21 protein-coding genes are annotated in these 20,865 nt (G+C 71.3%); 11 read left to right on the top strand and 10 right to left on the bottom strand.

Going from position 1 to position 20,865, the window contains the following annotated elements:
- Positions 1-136 precede the first annotated feature (136 nt).
- The 3 genes from ACFVYX_RS16755 (at position 137) to ACFVYX_RS16745 (ending at position 3,559) form a co-directional block, all read left to right on the top strand.
- On the top strand, positions 137-1,159 hold the full coding sequence (locus ACFVYX_RS16755; protein WP_389682093.1) for a carbohydrate ABC transporter permease: 1,023 nt from the start codon (positions 137-139) through the stop codon (positions 1,157-1,159).
- A gap of 92 nt (positions 1,160-1,251) precedes the next feature.
- On the top strand, positions 1,252-2,022 hold the full coding sequence (locus tag ACFVYX_RS16750; RefSeq protein WP_389682106.1) for a carbohydrate ABC transporter permease: 771 nt from the start codon (positions 1,252-1,254) through the stop codon (positions 2,020-2,022).
- A 10-nt stretch (positions 2,023-2,032) separates the two neighbouring features.
- Positions 2,033-3,559 carry a glycoside hydrolase family 3 protein gene (locus ACFVYX_RS16745; protein ID WP_389682092.1) on the top strand — a complete coding sequence of 509 codons (1,527 nt, stop codon included), beginning with the start codon at positions 2,033-2,035 and terminating at the stop codon, positions 3,557-3,559.
- 84 nt (positions 3,560-3,643) lie between these two features.
- On the opposite strand, the gene nagB is transcribed toward ACFVYX_RS16745, so the two are convergent.
- Both nagB and ACFVYX_RS16735 read right to left on the bottom strand, forming a co-directional pair.
- The gene (nagB, locus tag ACFVYX_RS16740) at positions 3,644-4,429 is read right to left on the bottom strand and encodes a glucosamine-6-phosphate deaminase (RefSeq protein WP_389682091.1); all 786 of its coding nucleotides are present in this window, start codon (positions 4,427-4,429) and stop codon (positions 3,644-3,646) included.
- Between the two features lie 322 nt (positions 4,430-4,751).
- On the bottom strand, positions 4,752-5,582 hold the full coding sequence (locus tag ACFVYX_RS16735) for an SDR family oxidoreductase (protein WP_389682090.1): 831 nt from the start codon (positions 5,580-5,582) through the stop codon (positions 4,752-4,754).
- A gap of 83 nt (positions 5,583-5,665) precedes the next feature.
- Here ACFVYX_RS16735 and ACFVYX_RS16730 point away from each other — a divergent pair, with 83 nt between their 5' ends.
- A complete protein-coding gene (locus ACFVYX_RS16730) occupies positions 5,666-6,316 on the top strand; it encodes a TetR/AcrR family transcriptional regulator (RefSeq protein ID WP_389682089.1) in 651 nt (216 codons plus the stop codon).
- Positions 6,317-6,610: 294 nt separating this feature from the next.
- The gene (locus ACFVYX_RS16725) at positions 6,611-8,077 is read left to right on the top strand and encodes a sensor histidine kinase (RefSeq protein WP_389682088.1); all 1,467 of its coding nucleotides are present in this window, start codon (positions 6,611-6,613) and stop codon (positions 8,075-8,077) included.
- A gap of 149 nt (positions 8,078-8,226) precedes the next feature.
- Here the strand turns inward: ACFVYX_RS16725 and ACFVYX_RS16720 are convergent, their stop codons facing one another.
- Positions 8,227-8,484 carry a WhiB family transcriptional regulator gene (locus ACFVYX_RS16720; RefSeq protein ID WP_003953983.1) on the bottom strand — a complete coding sequence of 86 codons (258 nt, stop codon included), beginning with the start codon at positions 8,482-8,484 and terminating at the stop codon, positions 8,227-8,229.
- A 317-nt stretch (positions 8,485-8,801) separates the two neighbouring features.
- Positions 8,802-9,770: a diacylglycerol/lipid kinase family protein gene (locus ACFVYX_RS16715; RefSeq protein WP_389682087.1), complete on the bottom strand. Its 969-nt coding sequence runs from the start codon at positions 9,768-9,770 to the stop codon at positions 8,802-8,804.
- A gap of 282 nt (positions 9,771-10,052) precedes the next feature.
- On the opposite strand from ACFVYX_RS16715, the gene ACFVYX_RS16710 reads away from it, so the two are divergent.
- A complete protein-coding gene (locus ACFVYX_RS16710; RefSeq protein ID WP_389682086.1) occupies positions 10,053-10,472 on the top strand; it encodes a hypothetical protein in 420 nt (139 codons plus the stop codon).
- Between the two features lie 6 nt (positions 10,473-10,478).
- Here the strand turns inward: ACFVYX_RS16710 and ACFVYX_RS16705 are convergent, their stop codons facing one another.
- The 3 genes from ACFVYX_RS16705 to ACFVYX_RS16695 all read right to left on the bottom strand — a co-directional run bounded on the left by ACFVYX_RS16705 (position 10,479) and on the right by ACFVYX_RS16695 (position 12,600).
- Positions 10,479-11,573, bottom strand: coding sequence for an RNA polymerase sigma factor SigF (locus ACFVYX_RS16705; RefSeq protein ID WP_389682085.1), 1,095 nt, complete (start codon positions 11,571-11,573; stop codon positions 10,479-10,481).
- Positions 11,570-11,983, bottom strand: coding sequence for an anti-sigma regulatory factor (locus tag ACFVYX_RS16700; protein WP_019889334.1), 414 nt, complete (start codon positions 11,981-11,983; stop codon positions 11,570-11,572). The genes ACFVYX_RS16705 and ACFVYX_RS16700 overlap by 4 nt, the downstream gene beginning before the upstream one ends.
- Before the next feature lie 356 nt (positions 11,984-12,339).
- Positions 12,340-12,600: a UBP-type zinc finger domain-containing protein gene (locus ACFVYX_RS16695; protein WP_389682084.1), complete on the bottom strand. Its 261-nt coding sequence runs from the start codon at positions 12,598-12,600 to the stop codon at positions 12,340-12,342.
- A 39-nt stretch (positions 12,601-12,639) separates the two neighbouring features.
- On the opposite strand from ACFVYX_RS16695, the gene ACFVYX_RS16690 reads away from it, so the two are divergent.
- Positions 12,640-14,238: a Na+/H+ antiporter gene (locus ACFVYX_RS16690; protein ID WP_389682083.1), complete on the top strand. Its 1,599-nt coding sequence runs from the start codon at positions 12,640-12,642 to the stop codon at positions 14,236-14,238.
- Positions 14,239-14,350: 112 nt separating this feature from the next.
- Here ACFVYX_RS16690 and ACFVYX_RS16685 read toward each other — a convergent pair whose 3' ends face one another.
- Positions 14,351-15,262: a 1-aminocyclopropane-1-carboxylate deaminase/D-cysteine desulfhydrase gene (locus ACFVYX_RS16685; RefSeq protein ID WP_389682082.1), complete on the bottom strand. Its 912-nt coding sequence runs from the start codon at positions 15,260-15,262 to the stop codon at positions 14,351-14,353.
- A gap of 29 nt (positions 15,263-15,291) precedes the next feature.
- Positions 15,292-15,882 carry an N-acetylmuramoyl-L-alanine amidase gene (locus ACFVYX_RS16680; protein ID WP_389682081.1) on the bottom strand — a complete coding sequence of 197 codons (591 nt, stop codon included), beginning with the start codon at positions 15,880-15,882 and terminating at the stop codon, positions 15,292-15,294.
- Positions 15,883-16,136: 254 nt separating this feature from the next.
- On the opposite strand from ACFVYX_RS16680, the gene ACFVYX_RS16675 reads away from it, so the two are divergent.
- Positions 16,137-17,552, top strand: a complete 1,416-nt coding sequence (locus ACFVYX_RS16675; protein WP_389682080.1) for a family 2B encapsulin nanocompartment shell protein — start codon at positions 16,137-16,139, stop codon at positions 17,550-17,552.
- 106 nt (positions 17,553-17,658) lie between these two features.
- The gene (locus ACFVYX_RS16670; RefSeq protein WP_389682105.1) at positions 17,659-18,702 is read left to right on the top strand and encodes a family 2 encapsulin nanocompartment cargo protein polyprenyl transferase; all 1,044 of its coding nucleotides are present in this window, start codon (positions 17,659-17,661) and stop codon (positions 18,700-18,702) included.
- A gap of 90 nt (positions 18,703-18,792) precedes the next feature.
- On the opposite strand, the gene ACFVYX_RS16665 is transcribed toward ACFVYX_RS16670, so the two are convergent.
- Positions 18,793-19,368 carry a TetR/AcrR family transcriptional regulator gene (locus ACFVYX_RS16665; protein ID WP_389682079.1) on the bottom strand — a complete coding sequence of 192 codons (576 nt, stop codon included), beginning with the start codon at positions 19,366-19,368 and terminating at the stop codon, positions 18,793-18,795.
- A 113-nt stretch (positions 19,369-19,481) separates the two neighbouring features.
- Here ACFVYX_RS16665 and ACFVYX_RS16660 point away from each other — a divergent pair, with 113 nt between their 5' ends.
- Entirely contained in the window at positions 19,482-20,063 is a 582-nt protein-coding gene (locus tag ACFVYX_RS16660; protein ID WP_389682078.1) for a dihydrofolate reductase family protein, read from the top strand.
- Between the two features lie 324 nt (positions 20,064-20,387).
- A complete protein-coding gene (locus ACFVYX_RS16655; RefSeq protein ID WP_389682077.1) occupies positions 20,388-20,807 on the top strand; it encodes a DUF6304 family protein in 420 nt (139 codons plus the stop codon).
- Positions 20,808-20,865: the final 58 nt, after the last annotated feature.

The following is a 20,865-nucleotide window of genomic DNA, read 5'->3' as shown; positions in this document are numbered from 1 at the left end:
GGCCGGTATCGCACCGGCCGCACCACCGGGCGTTGTGCAGCGATGCAGTGATGCAGTGATGCAGTGATCAGCGGCCCGCTCCGCCGGGCCGCGCCCCGGTGGGCGCGGGAGCCCCAGAACCGCGAGGAATAAGACCATGACCGTGGACTCCCAGGGGACGGCGACCGCCGATCCTCAGGACGCGCCCGGAAGGGCGGCAGGGAAGTCTCAGACTCCGCCTCCCTCTTCGGGCCCGAAGGAAGTCCTTCAGCCTCCACGCGGCAGACGTTCCCTGCCCGGCGGGCTGCTGCCGTACCTGCTCGTCGCGCCCGCCCTGCTGTCCATGGCGGTGCTGCTGCTCTACCCGCTGATCCGCAATGTGATCCTCTCCTTCCAGCAGCTCAACCGGAAGGAGTTCATCACCCGCGAGACGGTCTGGATCGGCTTCGACAACTACACCGAGCTCCTCGGAGACTCGCACTTCTGGACCGTCGCCCTCCGGAGCGTCGTCTTCACGGCCGTCAACGTCGCCCTCATCATGGCGATCGGTACGGGCATCGGTCTGCTGCTCAACCGCCTCGGCAAGAAGATGCGGCTGGTCCTCTCGCTGTCCCTGATGTTCGCCTGGGCCATGCCGATCGTCGCCTCCGTCACCGTCTTCCGCTGGCTCTTCGACGAGCAGTTCGGTGTCGCGAACTGGGTGATGCGCACCCTCGGCTTCTCCGGCTACGAGCAGCACAGCTGGTTCGAGACCGGCTTCTCCGCCCTCGTCATCATCCTGCTCCTGCTCGTCTGGGGCTCCGTCCCCTTCGTCGCCCTCAACATGTACGCCGGCCTGACCACCATCGGCTCCGAGCTGTACGAGGCCGCCAAGATGGACGGCGCGAGCGGCTGGCGGACCTTCTGGGCCGTGGTCTTCCCGAACCTGAAGTCCTTCTTCATGATCACCACGTTCCTGGAGATCATCTGGATCTTCAAGGCGTTCGCCCAGGTCTACGCCATGAACCAGGGCGGCCCCGACCGCGGCTCCGAGACCCTCCCCGTCTACGCCTACATCGAGGGCGTCGGCCAGTTCCACTACGGTGTGGCCGCGGCCATCTCCATCCTGACGATCGTGATGCTCGTCGCGGTCATGTCCTTCTACTTCCGCCTGATCCTGAAGCAGGAGGAGGAGCTGTGAGCACCACCATCCGGACTCCGCAGAAGCTGCGCACCAGGAAGCCGCTCACGGTCGGCGCGGTCGCCAAGAACCTCAGCGCCCTCGTCATCGCGATGGTGTTCGTCTTCCCCGTCTACTGGATGTTCTCGTCCTCGCTGAAGCCGCAGCACGAGATCATGACGAAGGACCCCGTCTTCGTCTTCACGCCGACGCTCGAGAACTACACGACGGCGACCGAGGTCGACCTCTTCTGGACCTACGTCGGCAACAGCCTCATGGTCACCCTGGGCGCCGTGCTGCTCGCGCTCCTCGTCGCCCTGGCCGCGAGCTTCGCGATCGCCCGCCTGAGGTTCAAGGGACGCAAGGGCATCGTCCTCATCGTGATGATGGCGCAGATGGCCCCCTGGGAGGTCATGGTCATCGCGATGTACATGATCTCCCGTGAGAACGACATGCTGAACAGCATCCCGACGCTCACGCTCATCTACTTCGTCATGGTCCTCCCCTTCACGATCTGGACCCTGCGCGGCTTCATCGCGGCCGTCCCGGTCGAGCTGGAGGAGGCCGCTCAGATCGACGGCTGCACCCGCGCCCAGGCGTTCCGCAAGGTGATCTTCCCGCTGCTCGCCCCCGGCCTGATGTCGACCTCGCTCTTCGGCTTCATCACCGCCTGGAACGAGTTCGCCATGATCCTCATGCTGAACAAGGACAAGGAGTCGCAGACCCTGACGCTCTGGCTCACCCAGTTCCAGACCGCGTTCGGCGACGACTGGGGCGCCACCATGGCCGCCTCGACGCTCTTCGCCCTCCCCGTGCTCGTCGTCTTCCTCTTCCTCCAGCGCAAGGCCGTCGGCGGCATGACCGCCGGCGCGGTGAAGGGATAAGGGCTTCCCCATGACCACACTCGTACACGCCACGGACACCCTGACCCGTGACGCGCTCACGGTGCTCCAGCCGGGCTTCGTCGGCACCACCGCCCCCGACTGGCTGCTCCGCCGCATCGGCGAGGGCCTGTCGTCGGTCGGCCTCTTCGGCCGGAACATCGTCACCCCCGAACAGCTCACCGCGCTCACCGCGCAGCTGAGGGCCGAGCGGGACGACGTCCTCGTCGCCATCGACGAGGAGGGCGGGGACGTCACCCGCCTGGAGGTCAAGCAGGGCTCGTCCTTCCCCGGCAACTACGCGCTCGGCAGCGTCGACGACGTCGAACTCACCCGGGCCGTGGCCCGCGAGCTCGGCCGCCGGCTCGCCGCGTGCGGGGTCGACCTCAACTGGGCGCCGTCCGCCGACGTCAACTCCAACGCCGAGAACCCGGTCATCGGCGTCCGCTCCTTCGGGCCCGACCCCGACCTGGTCGCCCGGCACACCGTGGCGTACGTCGACGGCCTTCAGGGCGTCGGGGTCGCGGCCTGCACGAAGCACTTCCCCGGACACGGCGACACGAACGTCGACTCCCACGACGCGCTGCCCCGGATCGATGTGGATCTCACCACACTGCACGCCCGTGAGCTGGTACCTTTCCGCGCCGCCGTCGCCGCGGGTACCAAAGCGGTCATGAGCGCGCATATCCTGCTCTCCGCGCTCGACCCCGACCGCCCGGCCACCCTGAGCCCGCAGATCCTCACCGGTCTGCTCCGCCAGGAACTGGGCTTCGAGGGGCTGATCGTCACCGACGGCATGGAGATGCAGGCCGTCGCGGCGACGTACGGCATCGAGCGCGGATCCGTCCTCGCCATCGCCGCGGGCGCCGACGCCATCTGCGTCGGCGGCGGGCTGTGCGACGAGGACACCGTGCTGCGGCTGCGTGACGCTCTCGTCACCGCGGTACGGACCGGTGAACTGCCCGAGGAGCGGCTGGCCGACGCCGCGGCGCGCGTACGCGCGCTGGCGGCCTGGACCCAGGCGCACCGGGCGAGGGGCGGGGCTGAGACGGTGCCGGGCGCGGCAGTGCAGGAGGGGACCGCGCCCGGCGCCGACATCGGACTCGTGGCGGCCCGCAGGGCCCTGAGGGTGACCCGGGGGGAGCGGCCGTACACGCCGATGACCAGCGCTCCCTACGTGGCCTCCTTCACCCCGGTCGCGAACTTCGCGGTCGGCGACGAGACGCCCTGGGGCATCGCGGCCGAGCTGGAGCGCCTGCTCCCCGGCACGGAGACCGGCTCCTACGACGAGCCCGCCACCGACGCCGTCCTGGCCGCCGCGGGGGAGCGGCGGATCGTGGCGGTGGTACGCGACGCCCACCGGCACCCGTGGATGACCGAGGCCCTGGACGGCCTGGTCGCGGCCCGCCCCGACACCGTCGTGGTGGAGATGGGCCTCAACGAGGCGGAGCCCCGCGGCGCCCTGCACATCGCCACGCACGGCGCGGCCCGGGTCTGCGGCCGCGCGGCCGCCGAGGCGGTCGTCGGAACCGGCGCCTGACCCGCGAGGCACCCGCCCCCGAAGGGGCCCGGCACCTGAACCGGTGCCGGGCCCCTTCGCTGTTCACCGGGGGTTCCGGACGGTTCAGATGCCCTGCCAGGCGGGCTTGGCGGCGAAGGTGTGGCGGAAGTAGTCCGCGAGCTTCAGCTTGGAGGCGGCGGCCTCGTCCACCACGACCGTCGCGTGCGGGTGCAGTTGGAGCGCGGACGCCGGCACGAGCGCCGCCACCGGCCCCTCGACGGTCTGCGCCACGGCCTCGGCCTTGCCCTCACCGGTGGCGAGCAGCACCAGGTGGCGGGCCTCCAGGATGGTGCCGATGCCCTGGGTGATGACGTGGTGCGGCACCTGCTCTATGTCGTTGTCAAAGAACCGTGCGTTGTCCACGCGGGTCTGCTCGGTGAGCGTCTTGATCCGGGTACGGGAGGCGAGCGAGGAGCACGGCTCGTTGAAGCCGATGTGCCCGTCGGTGCCGATGCCGAGGATCTGCAGGTCCACGCCCCCGGCCGCGGCCAGCGCCTTGTCGTACGCCTCGCAGGCCGCCTGGACGTCCTCGGCGGAGCCGTCGGGGCCCATGAAGGCGTCGGGGGAGAGTCCGAGCGGCTCGACGACCTGGCGGAGCACGGTGGAGCGGTACGACTCCGGGTGGCCCGCGGGCAGGCCGACGTACTCGTCCAGCTGGGCGATCCGGGCCCGGGAGGCATCCACGGATCCGGCCGCGACCTGGGCGGTCAGGGCCTCGTAGATGGGCAGCGGAGTCGAGCCCGTGGCAACGCCGAGCAGCGCGTCGGGCTTGCGGCGCAGGAGGTCGGCGATACCGTCCGCGATGAGTTCGCCGCCCGCCTTGGCGTCCTTGACGATGACAACTTCCACGCTGTGCCTGCCGATCTGGTGAGGGGCTGGTGAGGGGTCGTGTGGTATAGACCAATCTAAGGGCAAATCTAGCAGAGGAGGGGCCTTCTCCTCATGCCGTTCCGCCCCACGGACGCCCCCGCCGCCTCCATCGTCGGCCGCCCTCGTCGCCCCAGCCACTCGAACCCCACGGCCCCCGCCGGGCCCACTTCCTCCCCTCTCATGGCCGCCCCCGGACCGCCCGCCGGACCCCCCGGACCGCCCCTCCGGGACCGCCCCCGGGGTCGCTCTCGGACGCTCGCGCCAAAGCCTCCCCTCCGGCGATCTGCCTCCCGGCTCGGGTTCAGGTCAGGGAGCCGCCCGTCGCGTCGATCCAGTGGCCCGTCACCCAGCGGGCATCGTCGGAGGCGAGGAAGGCCACCACATCCGCTATGTCCGCCGGGGTGCCGACCCCGCCCAGGGCCGAGAGGGCCGCCGCCCCCGCCCAGGCCTCGTCGCTGCCCCGCAGCCAGGTCGCGTTGATGTCCGTGTCCACGATCCCCGGCGCCACCGCGTTGACCGTGATCCGACGCGGGCCGAGGACCTTCGACAGGTCCCGGGTGAAGACGTCGAGCGCCGCCTTCGACATGGAGTACGCGATCAGCTCCGGCATGAGGGCCGCCTTGGTCAGTCCCGTCGAGACGTTGACGATCCGGCCGCCGTCCCGCAGTCGCTCCGCGCCCAGCTGGGCCAGGAAGAACGGCGACTTCGTGTTGATGGCGAAGACCCGGTCGTACTCCTCCTCGGTGAGCGTCGCGAAGGGCTGCGAGGCCGCGATCCCCGCGTTGTTCACCAGAATGTCCAGGCCTTCGCCGCCGACAGCCGTGTCGAACGCCTCCCAGAGTGCCGCCGCGTCCCCGGGCACCCCCAGCTCCTGGCCGAGCGTGAAGGCCTCGCCGCCCGCTTCCTCGATCGCCGCGACCGTCTCCTTCGCCGCGGCCTCGTTGCTTCCGTAGTGCACCGCGACCCGGGCCCCCTCGCGGCCGAGCCGCTCGGCGATCCCCCGCCCGATGCCCCGGCTGCCGCCCGTCACCAGCGCGGTCTTCCCGACCAGCCTCCCGGCCGTCCCGTTCTCCACGGTCACCGTCTTCGCGGTCGCGGTCTTCACTGCCGTACTGCCCTCGAGCACGCCCATGACGACGCCCCCCTCATTTCTGTAGCGGTCGCTATGGAAAGACCGTACCCCACTTCCGTAATGGACGCTATAGAATTCACTCCATGGTGACGACACCGCGAGGCCGCCCCCGCTCCTTCGACCGGCTCACGGCCCTGGAGCAGGCCACGATGGCCTTCTGGGAGCACGGCTACGAGACGACCTCCGTCTCCGATCTCACCCGCGCCATGGGCATCAGCGCGCCCAGCCTCTACGCGGCCTTCGGGGACAAGAAGACGCTGTTCGAGGAGGTCGTCGAGGCCTACGCCGGCTCGTACGGCTCGTACGGCGGCCGTGCCTTCGCGGAGGAGCCCACCGCCCGCGGCGCCATCGGCCGACTCCTGGGCGAGGCCGCCGAGCTCTTCACGGAGCCCGGTCACCCCCGCGGCTGCCTGATGATCTCCGCCGCGACCAACTGCTCGACCCCCGAGGTCGAGGAATCCCTGAGAGCGCGCAGGAATGCCAACCTGGCGTCTTTCGAGGCCCGCATCCGGCGGGGCGTCGAGGCGGGTGAGCTGCCGGCCGACACCGACGCCCGGGCGCTGGCCCGCTTCAGCGGCGCGGTCCTTCAGGGCATGTCCCAGCAGGCCCGTGACGGGGCGACGGCGGGTGAGCTGACGGCCGTGGCCGAGACGGCGATGCGGGCGTGGCCCAGGCCTCCCGCACGCTTCCCGGCGGAAACGGCCCCGGAAACACCCGCGGGCCGCGGCGCCTGACGGGACCCTCAGCCCGCCCGGCACCGCAGCCCGGAGTTGCTCCGGCCGGGGGTGTGCGGTCCCTCGGCCGTCGTGGGAGGTCTCGACGCAGTCAGGGCAGAGAGCGTCGGGTACCTCGTTCCATCCTCCTGTGCGGGGAGGATGGAGGTCTACAGCGTTCATTGTGGACTAGACCATTCTTGTCTGTCCATCCACAGGAACGCGGTGCTTCCTGGCCCATCCTCCAGCACGAAGCCGCAGAGATCCAGGTTCACCGCCCCTTTATTCCGCGGGTACGCTCGCACCGTGCCCTCCATGAACGACCTCGTGCGCCAGCACACCGCCCTGAGCGACTCCGACCTCGAGTGGCTCCACCTGCTGGTGTCGGAGTGGCAGCTGCTCTCCGACCTCTCCTTCGCCGACCTCGTCCTCTGGGTCCCGACCCTCGACGGCACGCGGTACGTCTCGGTCGCCCAGATGCGGCCCAACACCGGCCCGACCTCGTACCAGGACGACATGGTCGGCCATCTGGTGCCGCGCGGCCGCCGCCCGCTCCTCGACGCCGCGCTCGACGAGGGCAGGATCGTCCGCGAGGGCGACCCCGAGTGGCGCGAGGAGGTTCCGGTCCGGGTCGAGTCCATCCCCGTGCGCCGCGAGGGCCGGGTCCTCGGTGTCATCGCCCGCAACACCAACCTGCTGACGGTCCGCACCCCGTCCCGGCTCGAACTCACCTACCTCCAGTCGGCCTCCGACCTCGCCCAGATGATCGCGGCCGGGAGCTTCCCGTTCCCCGGCGAGCAGGTCGACATGGACTCCTCGCCCCGGGCCGGCGACGGACTCGTCCGGCTGGACGCCGAGGGCGTCGTCCAGTACGCCTCGCCCAACGCCCTGTCCGCGTACCACCGGCTCGGCCTCGCCGCCGACCTCGTCGGCCAGCACCTCGGTCAGATCACGGCCGAACTCGCCCCTTCCCGGGGCCCCGTGGACGAGGCCCTGGTCACGCTCGCCTCCGGCTACGCGCCGCGAGAGTTCGAGGTCGAGGGCAACGGCGGGGTGATCCAGCTGCGGGCGATCCCGCTCAAGCCGAAGGGCACCCGCATCGGTTCGCTCGTCCTCCTCCGGGACGTCACCGAACTGCGTCGCCGTGAGCGAGAGTTGATCACCAAGGACGCCACCATCCGGGAGATCCACCACCGGGTGAAGAACAACCTCCAGACGGTGGCCGCCCTGTTGCGTCTCCAGGCCCGCCGGATGGACTCCGACCAGGGCCGTGAGGCGCTCAACGAGGCCGTGCGGCGCGTCGGTTCGATCGCCATCGTCCATGAGACGCTGTCTCAGAACCTGGACGAACGGGTGGAGTTCGACGAGATCGCCGACCGGGTGATCGCGATGGTGGCCGAGATCTCCCCGGGCCGGGTCACCTGCCGGCGCAACGGCCGCTTCGGCATTCTCGACGCCGAGGTCGCGACCCCGCTCTCCATGGTTCTCACCGAGGTTCTGCAGAACGCCCTGGAGCACGCGTTCGCCCCGGGCGACGAAGGCGCCGTCGAGGTCACCGCCGTGCGCGGCGAGGCCAGGGCCGATGCCCGGCTCCTGATCACGGTGCGGGACGACGGCCGGGGGCTGCCCGAGGGCTTCGATCCGCAGCGGGCAGGAAACCTCGGCCTCCAGATCGTACGGACCCTGGTGGAAGGGGAGTTGGGAGGATCCTTCGACATGCTGCCCGGCGCCGAGCGCGGCACGAAGGTGGTCCTCGACATCCCCGTACAGCCGCAGAAGTAGTCGCGCACGGCGGTGCACAGCAGCGAGCCCCGGACCGAGGAGATCGGTCCGGGGCTCGAATGCTGTGGGTTACTGCTGCGCGCTGCGGCTCAAGGGCGGTGAGTGCATACGCGATGTATGCGCCGCCGGCCTCAGGCTGTCGGTGGGCGTCAGGCGCTGGCGTTACGCGCCCGGTTGCGAGCGGCGCGGCGCTTCATCGCGCGGCGCTCGTCCTCGCTGAGGCCACCCCAGACGCCGGAGTCCTGGCCGGACTCGAGCGCCCACTGCAGGCACTGCTCCATGACGGGGCAGCGGCGGCAGACGGCCTTGGCTTCCTCGATCTGCAGCAGCGCAGGACCGGTGTTGCCGATGGGGAAGAACAGCTCGGGGTCTTCCTCACGACAAACGGCGTTGTGACGCCAGTCCATGGCTGCTACCTCTCTTGGTGTGACGTGCGGATTGCTTGTGAATGTGAACGCTTTCACGAATCCCCCCGCAAGGGAAGGGCCGACTGCCAGATCAACTGGTGTGGTCCTAAGACTGAGGAGGGGTTCTGGCTCTCAGTGGAGGCCGGTGTTGCGGGCCGTCCCGATCGCCAAGAAGAGACTCCCAAACCCCGGCAACGGATACAACCCCTTCAGGAAAGTTTTTTTTGATTCCTCGGTGTCGGCTAGGTCACAGCCGTACTTCTAAGGGGTGGATGCGCGCCTAAACGTTCGAGTGAAAGGACTTTCGCCCCTTCCACTCACACAATCACACGCAGTGCACGGCGTACGCCTGTGAACGTCACGCTTGTACGCAATCCGAGGTGGTCTCCGTCCATCTGGAGGGGGAGCGGAACCTTCGAATGCAAGGTGAAGTCGGTCAGGTCGTGCAGAGTCGTCGCATGCTTGCCGCGCGGGCCCCGCTCCGGGGTCGAGGTGAGCAGCTGGGTGGCGTAACGGGCCACCGCCGGGGTGGAGAGACGGCGCAGTCCGAGCACGTCGAGCGCGGTCTCGAAGGAGGCCTCCGGGGACGCGTACACCGGACGATTGCCCAGGTAGGTCCAGGGGGAGGTGTTGCAGATTATGGAGAGGACCAGGTCCTCGACCGGCTCGGCGCCGGGGCGCTCCAAGGTGATCGTGCCGTGCCGGCGGTTCGGTTCCTCCAGGAACTGGCGTACCACCTGGCGCAGATAAAGGGCGTGCGTGGATCTCTTCCCGCGCTCCCGCTGCTGTTCGACCCGGCCGATGACGCTGGCGTCGAACCCGAGACCGGCGCAGAAGGTGAACCAGCGGGAGGGCACCGACTCGTCCTCCGTGCCCGGCGTCCCCGAGGCGAGCCCGAGGCTCACTGTGCGTGCCCGCCGCTCACGGAGCGCGTCGAGCAGGGCGCCGGTCGCCTCCACGGCGTCGTTCGGCAGTCCGAGGGCGCGGGCGAACACATTGGTCGAGCCGCCGGGAACCACCGCGAGGCCGGGCAGGCGGTCGGGGTCGGGTCCGTCGTGCAGCAGTCCGTTGACGACCTCGTTCACCGTGCCGTCGCCGCCGAGGGCCACCACGAGGTCGATGTTCCCGGCCTCGGCGGCCCGCCGGCCGAGGTCCCGTGCGTGCCCGCGGTACTCGGTGGTGACCGCTTCCAGCTTCATCTCGCTCGCGAGCGCGTGGATGAGCACGTCGCGGGTGCGGGCACTGGTGGTGGTGGCTGCCGGATTGACCACGAGAAGTGCGCGCATGAGCTTCAGCGTACCTACCCGGCGGTACCGGTCCCACCCCCGTCCGCTCCGCGGGACCCGGCGACGGGCCCCGACGCCCGCTCGTCCGTACCCGGCGACCGGCCTTGACGCCTTGCCCGTCCGAGCCCGGCGACCGGCCTCGACGCCTTGCCCGTCCGATCCCGGTGACCGGCCCCGACGCCCGCTCATCCGTACCCGGCGGCCGCCGCTTGCACGGCCCGCGACGCCCCTCCCGTCCAGCCCGGCGGCCGGCCCCGGTGGGTCCCCGATACCCTGCCTTGTATGAGCAGCAGCACGGAGCAGACCCCCCGTCCCGCCCGTCTCGCCGCCGCGGCGGCCGTGACCGGTGTCGAGGCCCTCGGACTCTTCGCCGGCGGTGTCTACATGCTGGTGGACGCGCTGACCCGGACGTCCGGCGACCTCACCGGTGCTCTGACGGGCGCCGTGACGCTCGTCGCGCTCGGTCTGATCCCGCTCGCCGCCGCCCGCGGCCTCTGGCTGCGCCGCTCCTGGAGCCGCGGCCCGGCCGTGATCACCCAGATCCTCGCCCTGCCGGTCGCCTGGCAGATGCTCCAGGCGGACAGCGCGATGATCCCGGCCGGGGTCGTCCTCGGCGTCCTGGCCGTCGCCGGGCTCGTCCTCCTGGTGAACCCGGCCACGACCGAGGCGCTCGGCATCCGGCGCCCCGGTCAGGAAGCCTGACGAGGGTTACTCCTCCACCAGGAGCTTCTCCCGCAGCTGCGCCAGGGTCCGGGCGAGCAGCCGGGAGACGTGCATCTGCGAGATGCCCACCTCCTGCGCGATCTGCGACTGGGTCATGTTCCCGAAGAAGCGCAGCAGCAGGATCCGCTTCTCCCGGGGCGGCAGGTCCTCCAGGAGCGGCTTGAGCGACTCCCGGTACTCGACCCCCTCCAGCGCCTCGTCCTCCGCGCCGAGGGTGTCCGCCACCGCCGGCGACTCGTCGTCCGTGTCGGGGACGTCCAGGGAGAGCGTCGAGTAGGCGTTCGCCGACTCCAGACCCTCGAGGACCTCCTCCTCCGAAATCCCGAGCCGCTCGGCCAGCTCGTGCACGGTCGGCGAGCGGCCGTGCTGCTGGGAGAGCTCCGCCGTCGCCGTGGTCAGCGACAGCCGCAGCTCCTGGAGCCGCCGCGGCACCCGGACCGCCCAGCCCTTGTCACGGAAGTGGCGCTTGATCTCACCGACGACCGTGGGGGTCGCGTACGTCGAGAACTCGACGCCGCGCTCCGGGTCGAACCGGTCCACCGACTTGATCAGGCCGATCGTCGCCACCTGGGTCAGGTCGTCGAGCGGCTCGCCCCGGTTGCGGAAGCGCCGGGCCAGGTGCTCCACCAGCGGCAGATGCATCCGTACCAGCCGGTTGCGCAGCTCCGCCTTCTCCGGGGAGCCCTCCGGCAGCTCGCGCAGCGTGACGAAGAGAGCGCGGGCGCCGCTCCGGTCATGAGGGTCCGGGGCGACGTGGGCGGTGTCCGGGGCCTCGTCGGCCTCGTCGTCGGCCCCTGCACCGCCGGAGGCGGGCTTCGCCGCGGACTCCGGCGGCTCTTCCGACCCCTCTGCCGCTTCGGACCGCTGAGACCCCGGCCCCTGGGCAGCCCCGGCAGCCCCGGTGGCCACGGGAGCGCCGTCGGCACCCGCGGGACCCCGGGGGGCCGCGGAGACGCCTGGTGTCTCGGGTGTCTCGTGGTGCTGCTCGTGCTCGCTCATCTGGTCCGCCTGCTCCGTAGCGACCTCATGCGGCCGCGCCTGCTGCTCAGGGATGCCGGCCGTCGCGTCCCCGCTCCTCACGCCGGGCCTGGCCCCGCGCCGCGCTGTTTGTACAGGCTGATCGAGACCGTACGGTCATCGGCCACCGACGACTCCACCTTCCCAGCCAGTGCCGAGAGCACCGTCCAGGCGAAGGTGTCCCGCTCGGGCGCGCGGCCGTCGGTGGTCGGCGCGGAGACGGTCACGTCGAGGGAGTCGTCGACCAGCCGGAAGACACAGCTGAGTACGGATCCCGGCACGGCCTGCTGGAGCAGGATGGCGCAGGCCTCGTCGACCGCGATCCGCAAGTCCTCGATCTCGTCGAGGGTGAAGTCCAAGCGCGCCGCGAGGCCGGCCGTGGCCGTACGCAGCACGGACAGATAGGCACCCGCAGCGGGCAGCCGGACTTCCACGAAGTCCTGGGTCCCGGGCTCGCCTGCGATCTGGGACACCCTCACCTCCAAGGTGGCACAAGCTCATTCGGGGCTCGGGGGGAGAGGCCCCCGAACCGGGCGGTACGCAGGGGGCTGCGCAGTCCGCCGTGACGCTATCGCGATCCGTCCCGCCGTGTCGCCGCGAGCCTCCCGCCCCCGTGGACCCCCCGGCCACCGGTCATCACCCATGGTAGGCCCATGGATGCGGACGGTGGACAGGGGTCTGCGGAGGCCGGAACCGAGCGACCGGCGGAGGGGTGACGTACCCACCCGGGGTGCGGGCGAATCGCCGGACGGCCGAATCGCCGGACGGTCGTACGGTCGGAGGATCGAGCCGGTATGGCAAACCGGGACAAGTGGCACACGGTGGCCGCTCAGACGATCGCGCCGTCCACGAAGCACCAGCGCCAGGCCTCGCCCGGCTCGAAGGTCCGCATCAGCGGGTGCCCGGTCGAGGAGTAGTGCCCCGTCGCGTGCCGCCCCACGGAGGAGTCGCAGCAGCCCACGTGCCCGCAGCTCAGACAGAGCCGCAGCTGGACCGGATGCGTACCGTCCGCCAGGCACTCGGGGCAGGTGTCGGCCAGCGGCGCCGGTTCGGGGCGCGGCATTTCGGCAAGGTGCGGGCACTCGCTCATGATGGCCAGGTTACGTTGCGGCTCAGAACAGGGACGGGCATGGACGCACTGCAGCTGGTGGCACTGGTGGCGGCGAGCGCCGCGATCGCGGGACTCGCGCGCAGGACCCCCGTGCCGGCCCCGCTGCTCCTCGTGGCCGCCGGCCTCGCCGCCTCGTACGCCCCCGGGGTGCCCGACTACACCCTCGACCCGCACATCGTGCTGCCGCTGATCCTGCCGCCGCTCCTCTACACGGCCGCCGTCGACTCCTCGTACCTCGACCTGCGGGCCAACATCCGGCCCGTCGCCCTGCTCTCCGTCGGGTACGTCCTCTTCGCCACCGTGGCCGTGGGCTGCCTCGCGTACGTCCTCGTGCCCGATCTGCCGCTCACCGCCGCCCTCGTGCTCGGCGCCGTGATCGCCCCTCCCGACGCCGTCGCCGCGACGGCCATCGCCCGCAAGCTCGGCCTTCCCCACCGGATCACCACGATCCTCCAGGGCGAGTCCCTGGTGAACGACGCCACCGCCATCACCGCCTACAAGGTCGCCCTCGCGGCGGCCGTAGGCGAGGGCGTGAGCTGGGCGGGCGGCATCGGGGAGTTCGCGCTCGCGGCGCTCGGCGGCATCGGCGTCGGTCTGGTCCTCATGGTCCCGATCCACTGGCTCCGCCGGGGCCTGGGCGACTCCCTCCTGCAGAACACGCTCTCCCTCCTCATCCCCTTCATCGCCTACGCGGCGGCCGAGGAGGTCGGCGCCTCCGGGGTCCTCGCCGTCGTCGTGGTCGGCCTCTTCCTCGGCCACCGGGCCTGGCAGGTCGACTTCGCGACCCGGCTCCAGGAGGAGGCGGTCTGGAAGATGGTCGCCTTCGTCCTGGAATCCTCCGTCTTCGCCCTGATCGGCCTCCAACTGCCGTACGTCGTCCAGGGCCTCGGGCGGTACGGCGTCGGGGAGGCGATCTGGTACGCCGTCGGGGTCTTCGTGGCCGTGGTCGTCGTCCGCTTCGTCTGGGTCTATCCGGCGACCTTCCTGCCCCGCTGGTTCTCCGCCGGCGTCAGAGAACGGGAACCCGGAGTGGACTGGAGGGCGCCGCTCATCGTCGGCTGGGCCGGTATGCGCGGCGTCGTGTCGCTCGCCATCGCCTTCTCCATCCCCCTCGTCGTCGACGGGGAGGAGTTCCCCGCCCGCAACCTCGTCCTCTTCCTCACCTTCACCACCGTCATCGGCACCCTCGTGGTGCAGGGCCTCACCCTGCCGCCCCTCATCCGGCTCCTGAAGCTCCCCGGTCGGGACAGGTACGCCGAGACCCTCGCCGAGGCGCAGGCGCAGAGCGAGGCCTCACGGGCCGCCGAGGAGCGCCTCGGCGCCCTCCTCGCCGATGAGCGCAACGCTCTCCCGCAGCCCCTCGCCGACCGGCTGCGGACGGTTCTGGAGCGTCGCCGCAACGCGGTCTGGGAGCGGCTCGGAGCCGTCAACGAGGCCACGGGGGAGACGGCCGACGACACCTACCGGCGGCTCTCGCGCGAGATGATCGATGCCGAGCGGGAGGTCTTCGTGCGGCTGCGTGACGCGCGGCGGATCGACGACGAGATGATGCGGACCCTGCTCCGCCGGCTCGACCTGGAGGAGGCGGCCGCCTACCGCGAGGAGGCGGACGGCTGAGAACCGTCCGCCGGAAGTCATGCGGCGGCCGGGGCCCGCCCGCCCGCCGGAGCCGGGGGGAGGTCGAGGCCCGTCCGCCGAAGTCGGGGAGGTCGAGGCCCGTCCGCCGGAGTCAGGGTCCGACGGGGTCCCTGTCGGGGGCGCCCGTCACCACCGCCGCGAGCCGGGTACCCGCCGGGAACGCGCCCTCCTCCGTCAGGACCGTCAGGCCGTGGAGCATTTTGGCCACATACAGCCGCTCGATGGCGAGTCCATGCCGCGCCTCGAAGTCCTGTGCGAAGGCCTCCAGAGCCGGGGACGTGCGCGCGTACCCCCCGGCGTGGAAGCGGTCGTCCAGCGTCCACTCCCCGCGCGGCCCTCCGAACGCCGCCTCCTGGAGGGCGCGGACCTCCCCGCCGAGGAACCCGCCCCTGAGGACCGGGACGCCCAGCGCCCTCTGCCCGGGGGAGAGGCCCGCCGCGAGGCCCGCGAGGGTGCCGCCCGTGCCACAGGCGACGGCGACGGTGTCCGCCGCCCCGGCGAGCTCGCGGCCCAGCTCCACGCAGCCCTGGACGGCGAGCGCGTTGCTGCCGCCCTCCGGGACCACGTACGCGCCCGCGGGGGCCCGTTCCAGGAGTGCCGCGAGGACCGCCGGATCGTTCTTCGCGCGGTACGTGGCCCGGTCGACGAACTCCAGACGCATCCCGTCCGCGGCGCACCGCGCGAGGGAGGGGTTGAGCGGGCGCCCGGCCAGCTCGTCGCCGCGGACGACGCCGACCGTGGGGAAGCCCAGCAGCCGGCCCGCGGCGGCCGTCGCCCGAAGGTGGTTGGAGTAGGCGCCGCCGAAGGTGAGCACCGGACGCCCGCCCGCCGCGGCCAGGTTGAGGGCGAGCTTGCGCCACTTGTTGCCCGGCAGGTCGGGGTGGATGAGGTCCTCGCGCTTGAGCAGCAGCGTGAGCCCGCGCCGGGCGAAGCGCTCGTCCTCCACCGGCTCCAGGGGCGAGGGGAGCCGGGGCCGCAGACGGGAGAGGTCGAACGCGTTCACCCGGCCATTGTCCGTGCCGGCCGGCACGCTCAGCGCAGGAGGTCGGCGATCCGCTCCCGCATCGAGCCCATGGTGAAACCGCGTGGGTCGACCTTCCCCGGCTGCCACTCCAGGTGCCCGATGACCGAGCGGTGCGTCCAGCCGTGCACCCGGCACAGAGCCGCCGCCGCCTTCGCGATGGCCTCCAGCTGGACCTTCGGCCACGGGTCCTCGCCGTCCCCGAGGTTCTCGCACTCGAAGCCGTAGAAGTGACGGTTGCCGTCCGTGGTGGCCTCGTCGTCCCGTGGCAGGCCCCGCTCGGCGATGACCGCGCGGAGCACCTCGTCGTCACCGAGCCCCGCGTGGTTCGCCCGCCCGTAGCCGACGAGGTGGACCTTGCCGTCCTTGGCGATCACACCGTGACAGAGCGGCCCGGGCAGGGCCGCGTGGCCGTCCCGGCAGATCCGGACGGTGTTGGCGGTGCCGCGGGTCACGGTGTGGTGGATCATCACGCCGTGCACCGGGCCCCAGGGGCCCTTGTGGTTGCGGTTGTGGGTGGACCAGTCGCCGACCTCGACGATCGCGAGGCCCTCGCCGCGGAGCGCGTCGCGGAATCTGCTCGCGGACATGGGTGTGGACATGACCGACTCCCTCCGGAGAACGGGGTGAGCTTCCGGAGTACCGGAGTCCGCTACACCGCTGCCATCCGTTCGAGCCGCGTACGAGCCGATCCGGACACCCGCCGCCGTGACGGGTGGGACTCCGCTGTTCGGATGGAAATCACGTGACATGCCCCGAAGATCGTCGAACAGTCCCACTCGAATGTGTAATGGCGCGGACACGCTCCGTGCTGAAAGGCTTCGTATCGCAACTCAGTCATACGAGAGGGAGTTCCATGTCCGTTGGTTCGGTTGGCGACGAGGTCCGCGCGGAGCAGCAGGCCCCGCAGCAGAGTCTCGGTACCGCCGCCGCGCGGAACCTCGCCACGACCACCAAGTCGGCGCCGCAGATGCAGGAGATCACCTCACGGTGGCTGCTGCGGGCGCTGCCGTGGGTCCAGGTGCAGGGCGGTACGTACCGGGTGAACCGGAGGCTCAGCTACTCCGTGGGTGACGGCCGGGTCACCTTCGTCCAGACCGGAGAGCGCGTCGCGGTCATCCCCGCCGAACTCGGCGAACTCCCCGTCCTGCGCGGCTACGAGGACGAGGAGGCCCTGGCCGAGCTCGCGTCACGCTGCCGCCAGCGGGAGTACGCGGCCGGCGAGGTGATCGCCGTCGCGGGCGAGCCGACCGACCGCGTCCACCTCCTCGCGCACGGCAGGATCGAGCAGGTCGGCGAGGGACCGTACGGCGACGAGGCCGTCCTCGGCGTGCTCGCCGACGGCGCCTACTTCGGTGACGCCGCCCTCGTCGACCCGGAGGCCACCTGGGAGTGGAGCGCCCGCGCCGCCACCGCCTGTACGGTCCTCGAGCTCGCCCGGGACGACGTGCGGAACCTCGCGGAGCGGGCCGGTTCGCTCGCCGCCCACCTGGCGAGCGTGGCCGCGCTGCCCCACCAGCGGACCAACAACTACGGCGAGGCCGAGATCGACCTCTCCGCAGGCCACGTCGGCGAAGCCCTCGTCCCGCACACGTACGTCGACTACGACGCCTCGCCCCGCGAGTACGAGCTGAGCGTCGCCCAGACCGTGCTGAAGGTCCACAGCCGCGTCGCCGACCTCTACAACCAGCCGATGAACCAGACCGAGCAGCAGTTGCGGCTCACGGTCGAGGCGCTCCGCGAGCGCCAGGAGTACGAGCTGGTCAACAACAAGGAGTTCGGTCTCCTCTCCAACTGCGACTACGGGCAGCGGCTCCAGCCCCACGACGGCGCCCCCAGCCCCGACGACATGGACGAGCTGCTCTCCCGCCGCCGCGGCTCCAAGATGTTCCTCGCCCACCCGCGCGCCATCGCCGCCTTCGGCCGCGAGCTCAACAAGCGCGGCCTGGTGCCCGAGACGATCGACGTCAACGGCAACCGCATCCCGACCTGGCGCGGTGTGCCGATCTACCCGTGCAACAAGATCCCGGTCTCGGACGCCCGGACCACCTCGATCATCTGCATGCGTACCGGTGAGGCCGACCAGGGCGTGATCGGTCTGCACCAGACCGGCATCCCCGACGAGATCGAGCCCAGCCTCTCCGTCCGCTTCATGGGCATCGACGAGCAGGCGATCATCTCCTACCTGGTGACGGCCTACTACTCGGCGGCGGTCCTCGTCCCCGACGCGCTGGGTGTCCTGGAGAACGTCGAGGTCAGCCGCTGGCGCTGAGCCGACGACGCCCGGGGGCGGGGACCGAACCCTCCCGCCCCCGGGCGTTCCCGGCTCGTCGTCGCGGAGTCTCGCCACGGAGGATACGAAGGAAGTGACCGTGACCATGACCAGCGGGGATGCCGTCACCGACGGTCAGGGGGCCGTGGCGCTCCTGGACCGGACGCGGACGGCCGTCACTCCCCAACTGCGCTCGACCGTCGAGACCCTGCCCGGTTCCATGCGGCGGGTCGCGATGTACCACTTCGGCTGGGAGCACGCCGACGGCACGCCCGCCGCCGAGCAGGCGGGCAAGGCGATACGCCCGGCCCTGGTCCTCGCGGCGGCCCGCGCGCTCGGCGCCGAGGAGGCCAAGGCCGTGAAGGCCGCCGCCGCCGTGGAGCTCGCGCACAACTTCACGCTGCTCCATGACGACATCGTCGACGAGGACGTGACCCGGAGACACCGGCCCACCGCCTGGACCGTGTTCGGCGTCCCGGACGCGCTGATCGCCGGTGACGCGATGAGCGCGCTCGCTCTGCGGCTGCTCGCCGAGGACCCGCATCCCGCCTCGGCGGCGGCCTCCGCGCGACTGGCGGCCTGCATCATCGAGCTGTGCGCGGGACAGCAGGCGGACTGCGCCTTCGAGCAGCGCGGCCCCCGCGAGGTGTCCCTCGACGAGTGCCTGGCCATGGCGACGGCCAAGACGGGCGCTCTCCTCGGTTGTTCCTGCGCACTCGGCGCGCTCTACGCCGGCGCGGGGGACGAGGAGGTCGCGGCGATGGACGCCTTCGGCCGGGAGGCCGGCCTCGCCTTCCAGCTGATCGACGACCTGATCGGAATCTGGGGTGACCCGGACCGTACGGGCAAGCCGGCGGGGGCCGACCTCGTCGCCCACAAGAAGTCGCTCCCGGTGGTGGCGGCGCTCGCGTCGGGCACCCCGGCGGGGGACGAGCTGGCCGAGCTGTACTCCCGTCCGGTCCTCGACCCAGCTGCGGTCCTGGCGGCGGCGGACGCGGTCGAGCGGGCCGGCGGGCGCGACTGGGCCCAGGCGCAGGCGGCCGAGCGCATGGGCCGCGCCGTCGAGTACCTGGCGCAGGCGGTCCCGGACCTCGACGCCGCGGGCGACCTGCTCGCCCTCGCGGAGTTCGTCACCCGCCGTACCCGCTGAGCCTTCTCGGAGCGGGTGACCGGGCGTCGTCCGCGCGGGCCTCGGAGCGGCTGATCGGGCGTCGTACCCGCTGAGCCTCGGAGCGGGTGATCAGGCGTCGGGAACGATCCGGGTGACCACGGTCTCGATCAGTTCGTCCAGGTCCCGGTCGCCGTGGAGACCCGGGACCGTGAAGTGGTCGAGCAGCAGCCCCGTGAGGGCGAAGTAGAGCAGCCGGACCGTGTCGGCGTCCCCGGGCATCCCGGAGGCCAGGTGCAGCCGGACGTTCTCGTCCAGGTCGGCGCGGAGCACCTTGGTGAGCTGGGTCCGCAGCTCGGGTCGGCGGACGGCTTCGAGGCGCAGTTCGAAGAGGCCGAGGTAGCAGGTGCGTTCGGCCGCGAGCCGCTCGGCGAGCCGGCGCATCAGCTCGACGACCAGGGCCCGGCTCGGCGTGGGCAGCAGGGAGGCGTCGATGACGCCGGGCTCGGGGGTGAGCCGTACGAAGATCCGGTCGGCGACCTGGGAGAGCACCTGGTCCCGGTCGCGGAAGTAGTTGGACGAGGTGCCCGTCGGGACGCCCGCCCGGGCGTCGACCGCGCGGAAGGTCAGCCCCCGGGCACCTTCGTCCGCGAGCACCTCGATCGCGGCGTCGAGCAGGGCCGTACGGCGTTCCGGATTTCTCGCCACGTCGGGCTCCCTTCGGATTTTCGACAAGAGGGCTTGCGTAACCACTACAGGTGAAGCACTATAGCCGTCGTGGTTGCGACTGCAGTCACGCTCCGAAGCAGAAGAGGACCGGCTTGCGCAAGCTCACGTACTACATCGCCTGCACCATCGACGGCTTCATCGGCGACCCCCAGGGCGATGCCACGTCGATGTTCAAGTACTCCGACGGGCCCTACCTCGAGTGGATGGGCACCGAGTTCCCGGAGACCATCCCGACGCATGGCCGGGAAGCTCTCGGCATCGACGCCGAGGGCAAGTCCTTCGACACCGTCATCCAGGGGCTGGGCTCGTACCAGCTCGCCCTGGACATCGGCGTCACCAGCCCGTACAGCCACCTGCGGGAGTTCGTCGCCAGCCGCTCGCTCGCCGAGTCGCCCGACCCCGCCGTCGAGCTGATCGCGGATGACCTCGTCGGCCGCGTCCGCGAGCTCAAGGCCGAGGACGGCCCCCTGGGCATCTGGCTCTGCGGCGGCTCCACCATCGCCGGTGAGCTCATCGAGGAGATCGACGAGCTGATCATCAAGACGTATCCGCAGGTCTACGGCAGCGGCATGCCGATGTTCGGCGCGGGCTTCGAGCCCCGCGACTTCGAGCTCGGCGCGGTGCGCGCCTTCGACAACGGCGTGCTCGTCCGTACGTACACCAGGAAGCGGTAGCGGCGGGAAGCACTTCCGCGCGGGGCGTCCTACCCTGGAGGCATGGGTGAAGAGGCGCCTCGCACGACGCGGGACCCCCGGGCCGAGCACCTGTGTCCGGCCTGCGGCAGTCCCCGTGCCACCGTGGCCACCCGGCACAAGGTCCTCGGGGCCTGGGTGCCGGAGTGGGAAGTACAGCCGTGCCGCAACCCCGCATGCCCTCTCCCCGAGGGTGCGGAAGCCACGAGCACGCCCGTGACCGGCAAGAACGACGAGATCGGGAGAAGTCCGGCCTCGGGGTGACCGGGCGCGCGCCGGAGCCGGTCATACCGCTACAGTCCGCGCATGTCATCGGAGTCGACAGAAGTCTGGACCGGCTGGTACCGGGACCGCAGCGGCGCGGAAGCGATCGTCATCACGGCCGACGGGCGGCACGTCGCCACCCGGATCAGGGGGGTCGAGTACACGGGCGAAGGTTTCGCCGCGCTCAGCGCGGCCGGCGAGGGCGGGCAGCCGCTCACCGGCTGCGTCCTGGAGTGGGACCTGCCCCTCCCCGTCGTCGTGGACGGCGCCACCCAGCAGGCCACCCTGAGCTGCCTGCTGACGCTCGGTGAGCGCGCGGACCTCAGCCTGACCCTGCATTGCGGAGGCGCCGCCTTCGAGTCGTGCGTGGCCGGCGGTGACTTCGACGGAGCCCTTGATCTTGTCCGCCGGCAGCTCCCGCCCGGCGCGGACTTCTCCCGCCGGCTGCTCCAGGCGGCCTGAGCGCGAGGACGGCGGCGCCCCGGGGAGGGGGCGTCGCCGCCGTGTTTCACGCCCCGGT

The sequence above is a fragment of the Streptomyces sp. NPDC058326 genome (genome assembly GCF_042879855.1).
GTDB lineage: Bacteria > Actinomycetota > Actinomycetes > Streptomycetales > Streptomycetaceae > Streptomyces.
The sequence above is the reverse complement of the archived record's forward strand: the minus strand, read 5'-3'. Positions and strand labels throughout refer to the sequence as shown.

Excerpts from the sequence above, each read along its gene's own strand:
- ACFVYX_RS16690 (WP_389682083.1), top strand. The coding sequence starts at position 12,640 with ATGGACGCACTGCAGCTGGTGGCACTGGTGGCGGCGAGCGCCGCGATC.
- ACFVYX_RS16715 (WP_389682087.1), bottom strand. The coding sequence starts at position 9,770 with ATGCGCGCACTTCTCGTGGTCAATCCGGCAGCCACCACCACCAGTGCC.
- ACFVYX_RS16730 (WP_389682089.1), top strand. The coding sequence starts at position 5,666 with ATGGTGACGACACCGCGAGGCCGCCCCCGCTCCTTCGACCGGCTCACG.
- ACFVYX_RS16745 (WP_389682092.1), top strand. The coding sequence starts at position 2,033 with ATGACCACACTCGTACACGCCACGGACACCCTGACCCGTGACGCGCTC.
- ACFVYX_RS16750 (WP_389682106.1), top strand. The coding sequence starts at position 1,252 with ATGGTGTTCGTCTTCCCCGTCTACTGGATGTTCTCGTCCTCGCTGAAG.
- ACFVYX_RS16695 (WP_389682084.1), bottom strand. The coding sequence starts at position 12,600 with ATGAGCGAGTGCCCGCACCTTGCCGAAATGCCGCGCCCCGAACCGGCG.
- ACFVYX_RS16755 (WP_389682093.1), top strand. The coding sequence starts at position 137 with ATGACCGTGGACTCCCAGGGGACGGCGACCGCCGATCCTCAGGACGCG.
- ACFVYX_RS16655 (WP_389682077.1), top strand. The coding sequence starts at position 20,388 with ATGTCATCGGAGTCGACAGAAGTCTGGACCGGCTGGTACCGGGACCGC.
- ACFVYX_RS16670 (WP_389682105.1), top strand. The coding sequence starts at position 17,659 with ATGACCAGCGGGGATGCCGTCACCGACGGTCAGGGGGCCGTGGCGCTC.
- ACFVYX_RS16710 (WP_389682086.1), top strand. The coding sequence starts at position 10,053 with ATGAGCAGCAGCACGGAGCAGACCCCCCGTCCCGCCCGTCTCGCCGCC.
- ACFVYX_RS16725 (WP_389682088.1), top strand. The coding sequence starts at position 6,611 with ATGAACGACCTCGTGCGCCAGCACACCGCCCTGAGCGACTCCGACCTC.
- ACFVYX_RS16735 (WP_389682090.1), bottom strand. The coding sequence starts at position 5,582 with ATGGGCGTGCTCGAGGGCAGTACGGCAGTGAAGACCGCGACCGCGAAG.
- ACFVYX_RS16720 (WP_003953983.1), bottom strand. The coding sequence starts at position 8,484 with ATGGACTGGCGTCACAACGCCGTTTGTCGTGAGGAAGACCCCGAGCTG.
- ACFVYX_RS16680 (WP_389682081.1), bottom strand. The coding sequence starts at position 15,882 with ATGTCCACACCCATGTCCGCGAGCAGATTCCGCGACGCGCTCCGCGGC.
- ACFVYX_RS16675 (WP_389682080.1), top strand. The coding sequence starts at position 16,137 with ATGTCCGTTGGTTCGGTTGGCGACGAGGTCCGCGCGGAGCAGCAGGCC.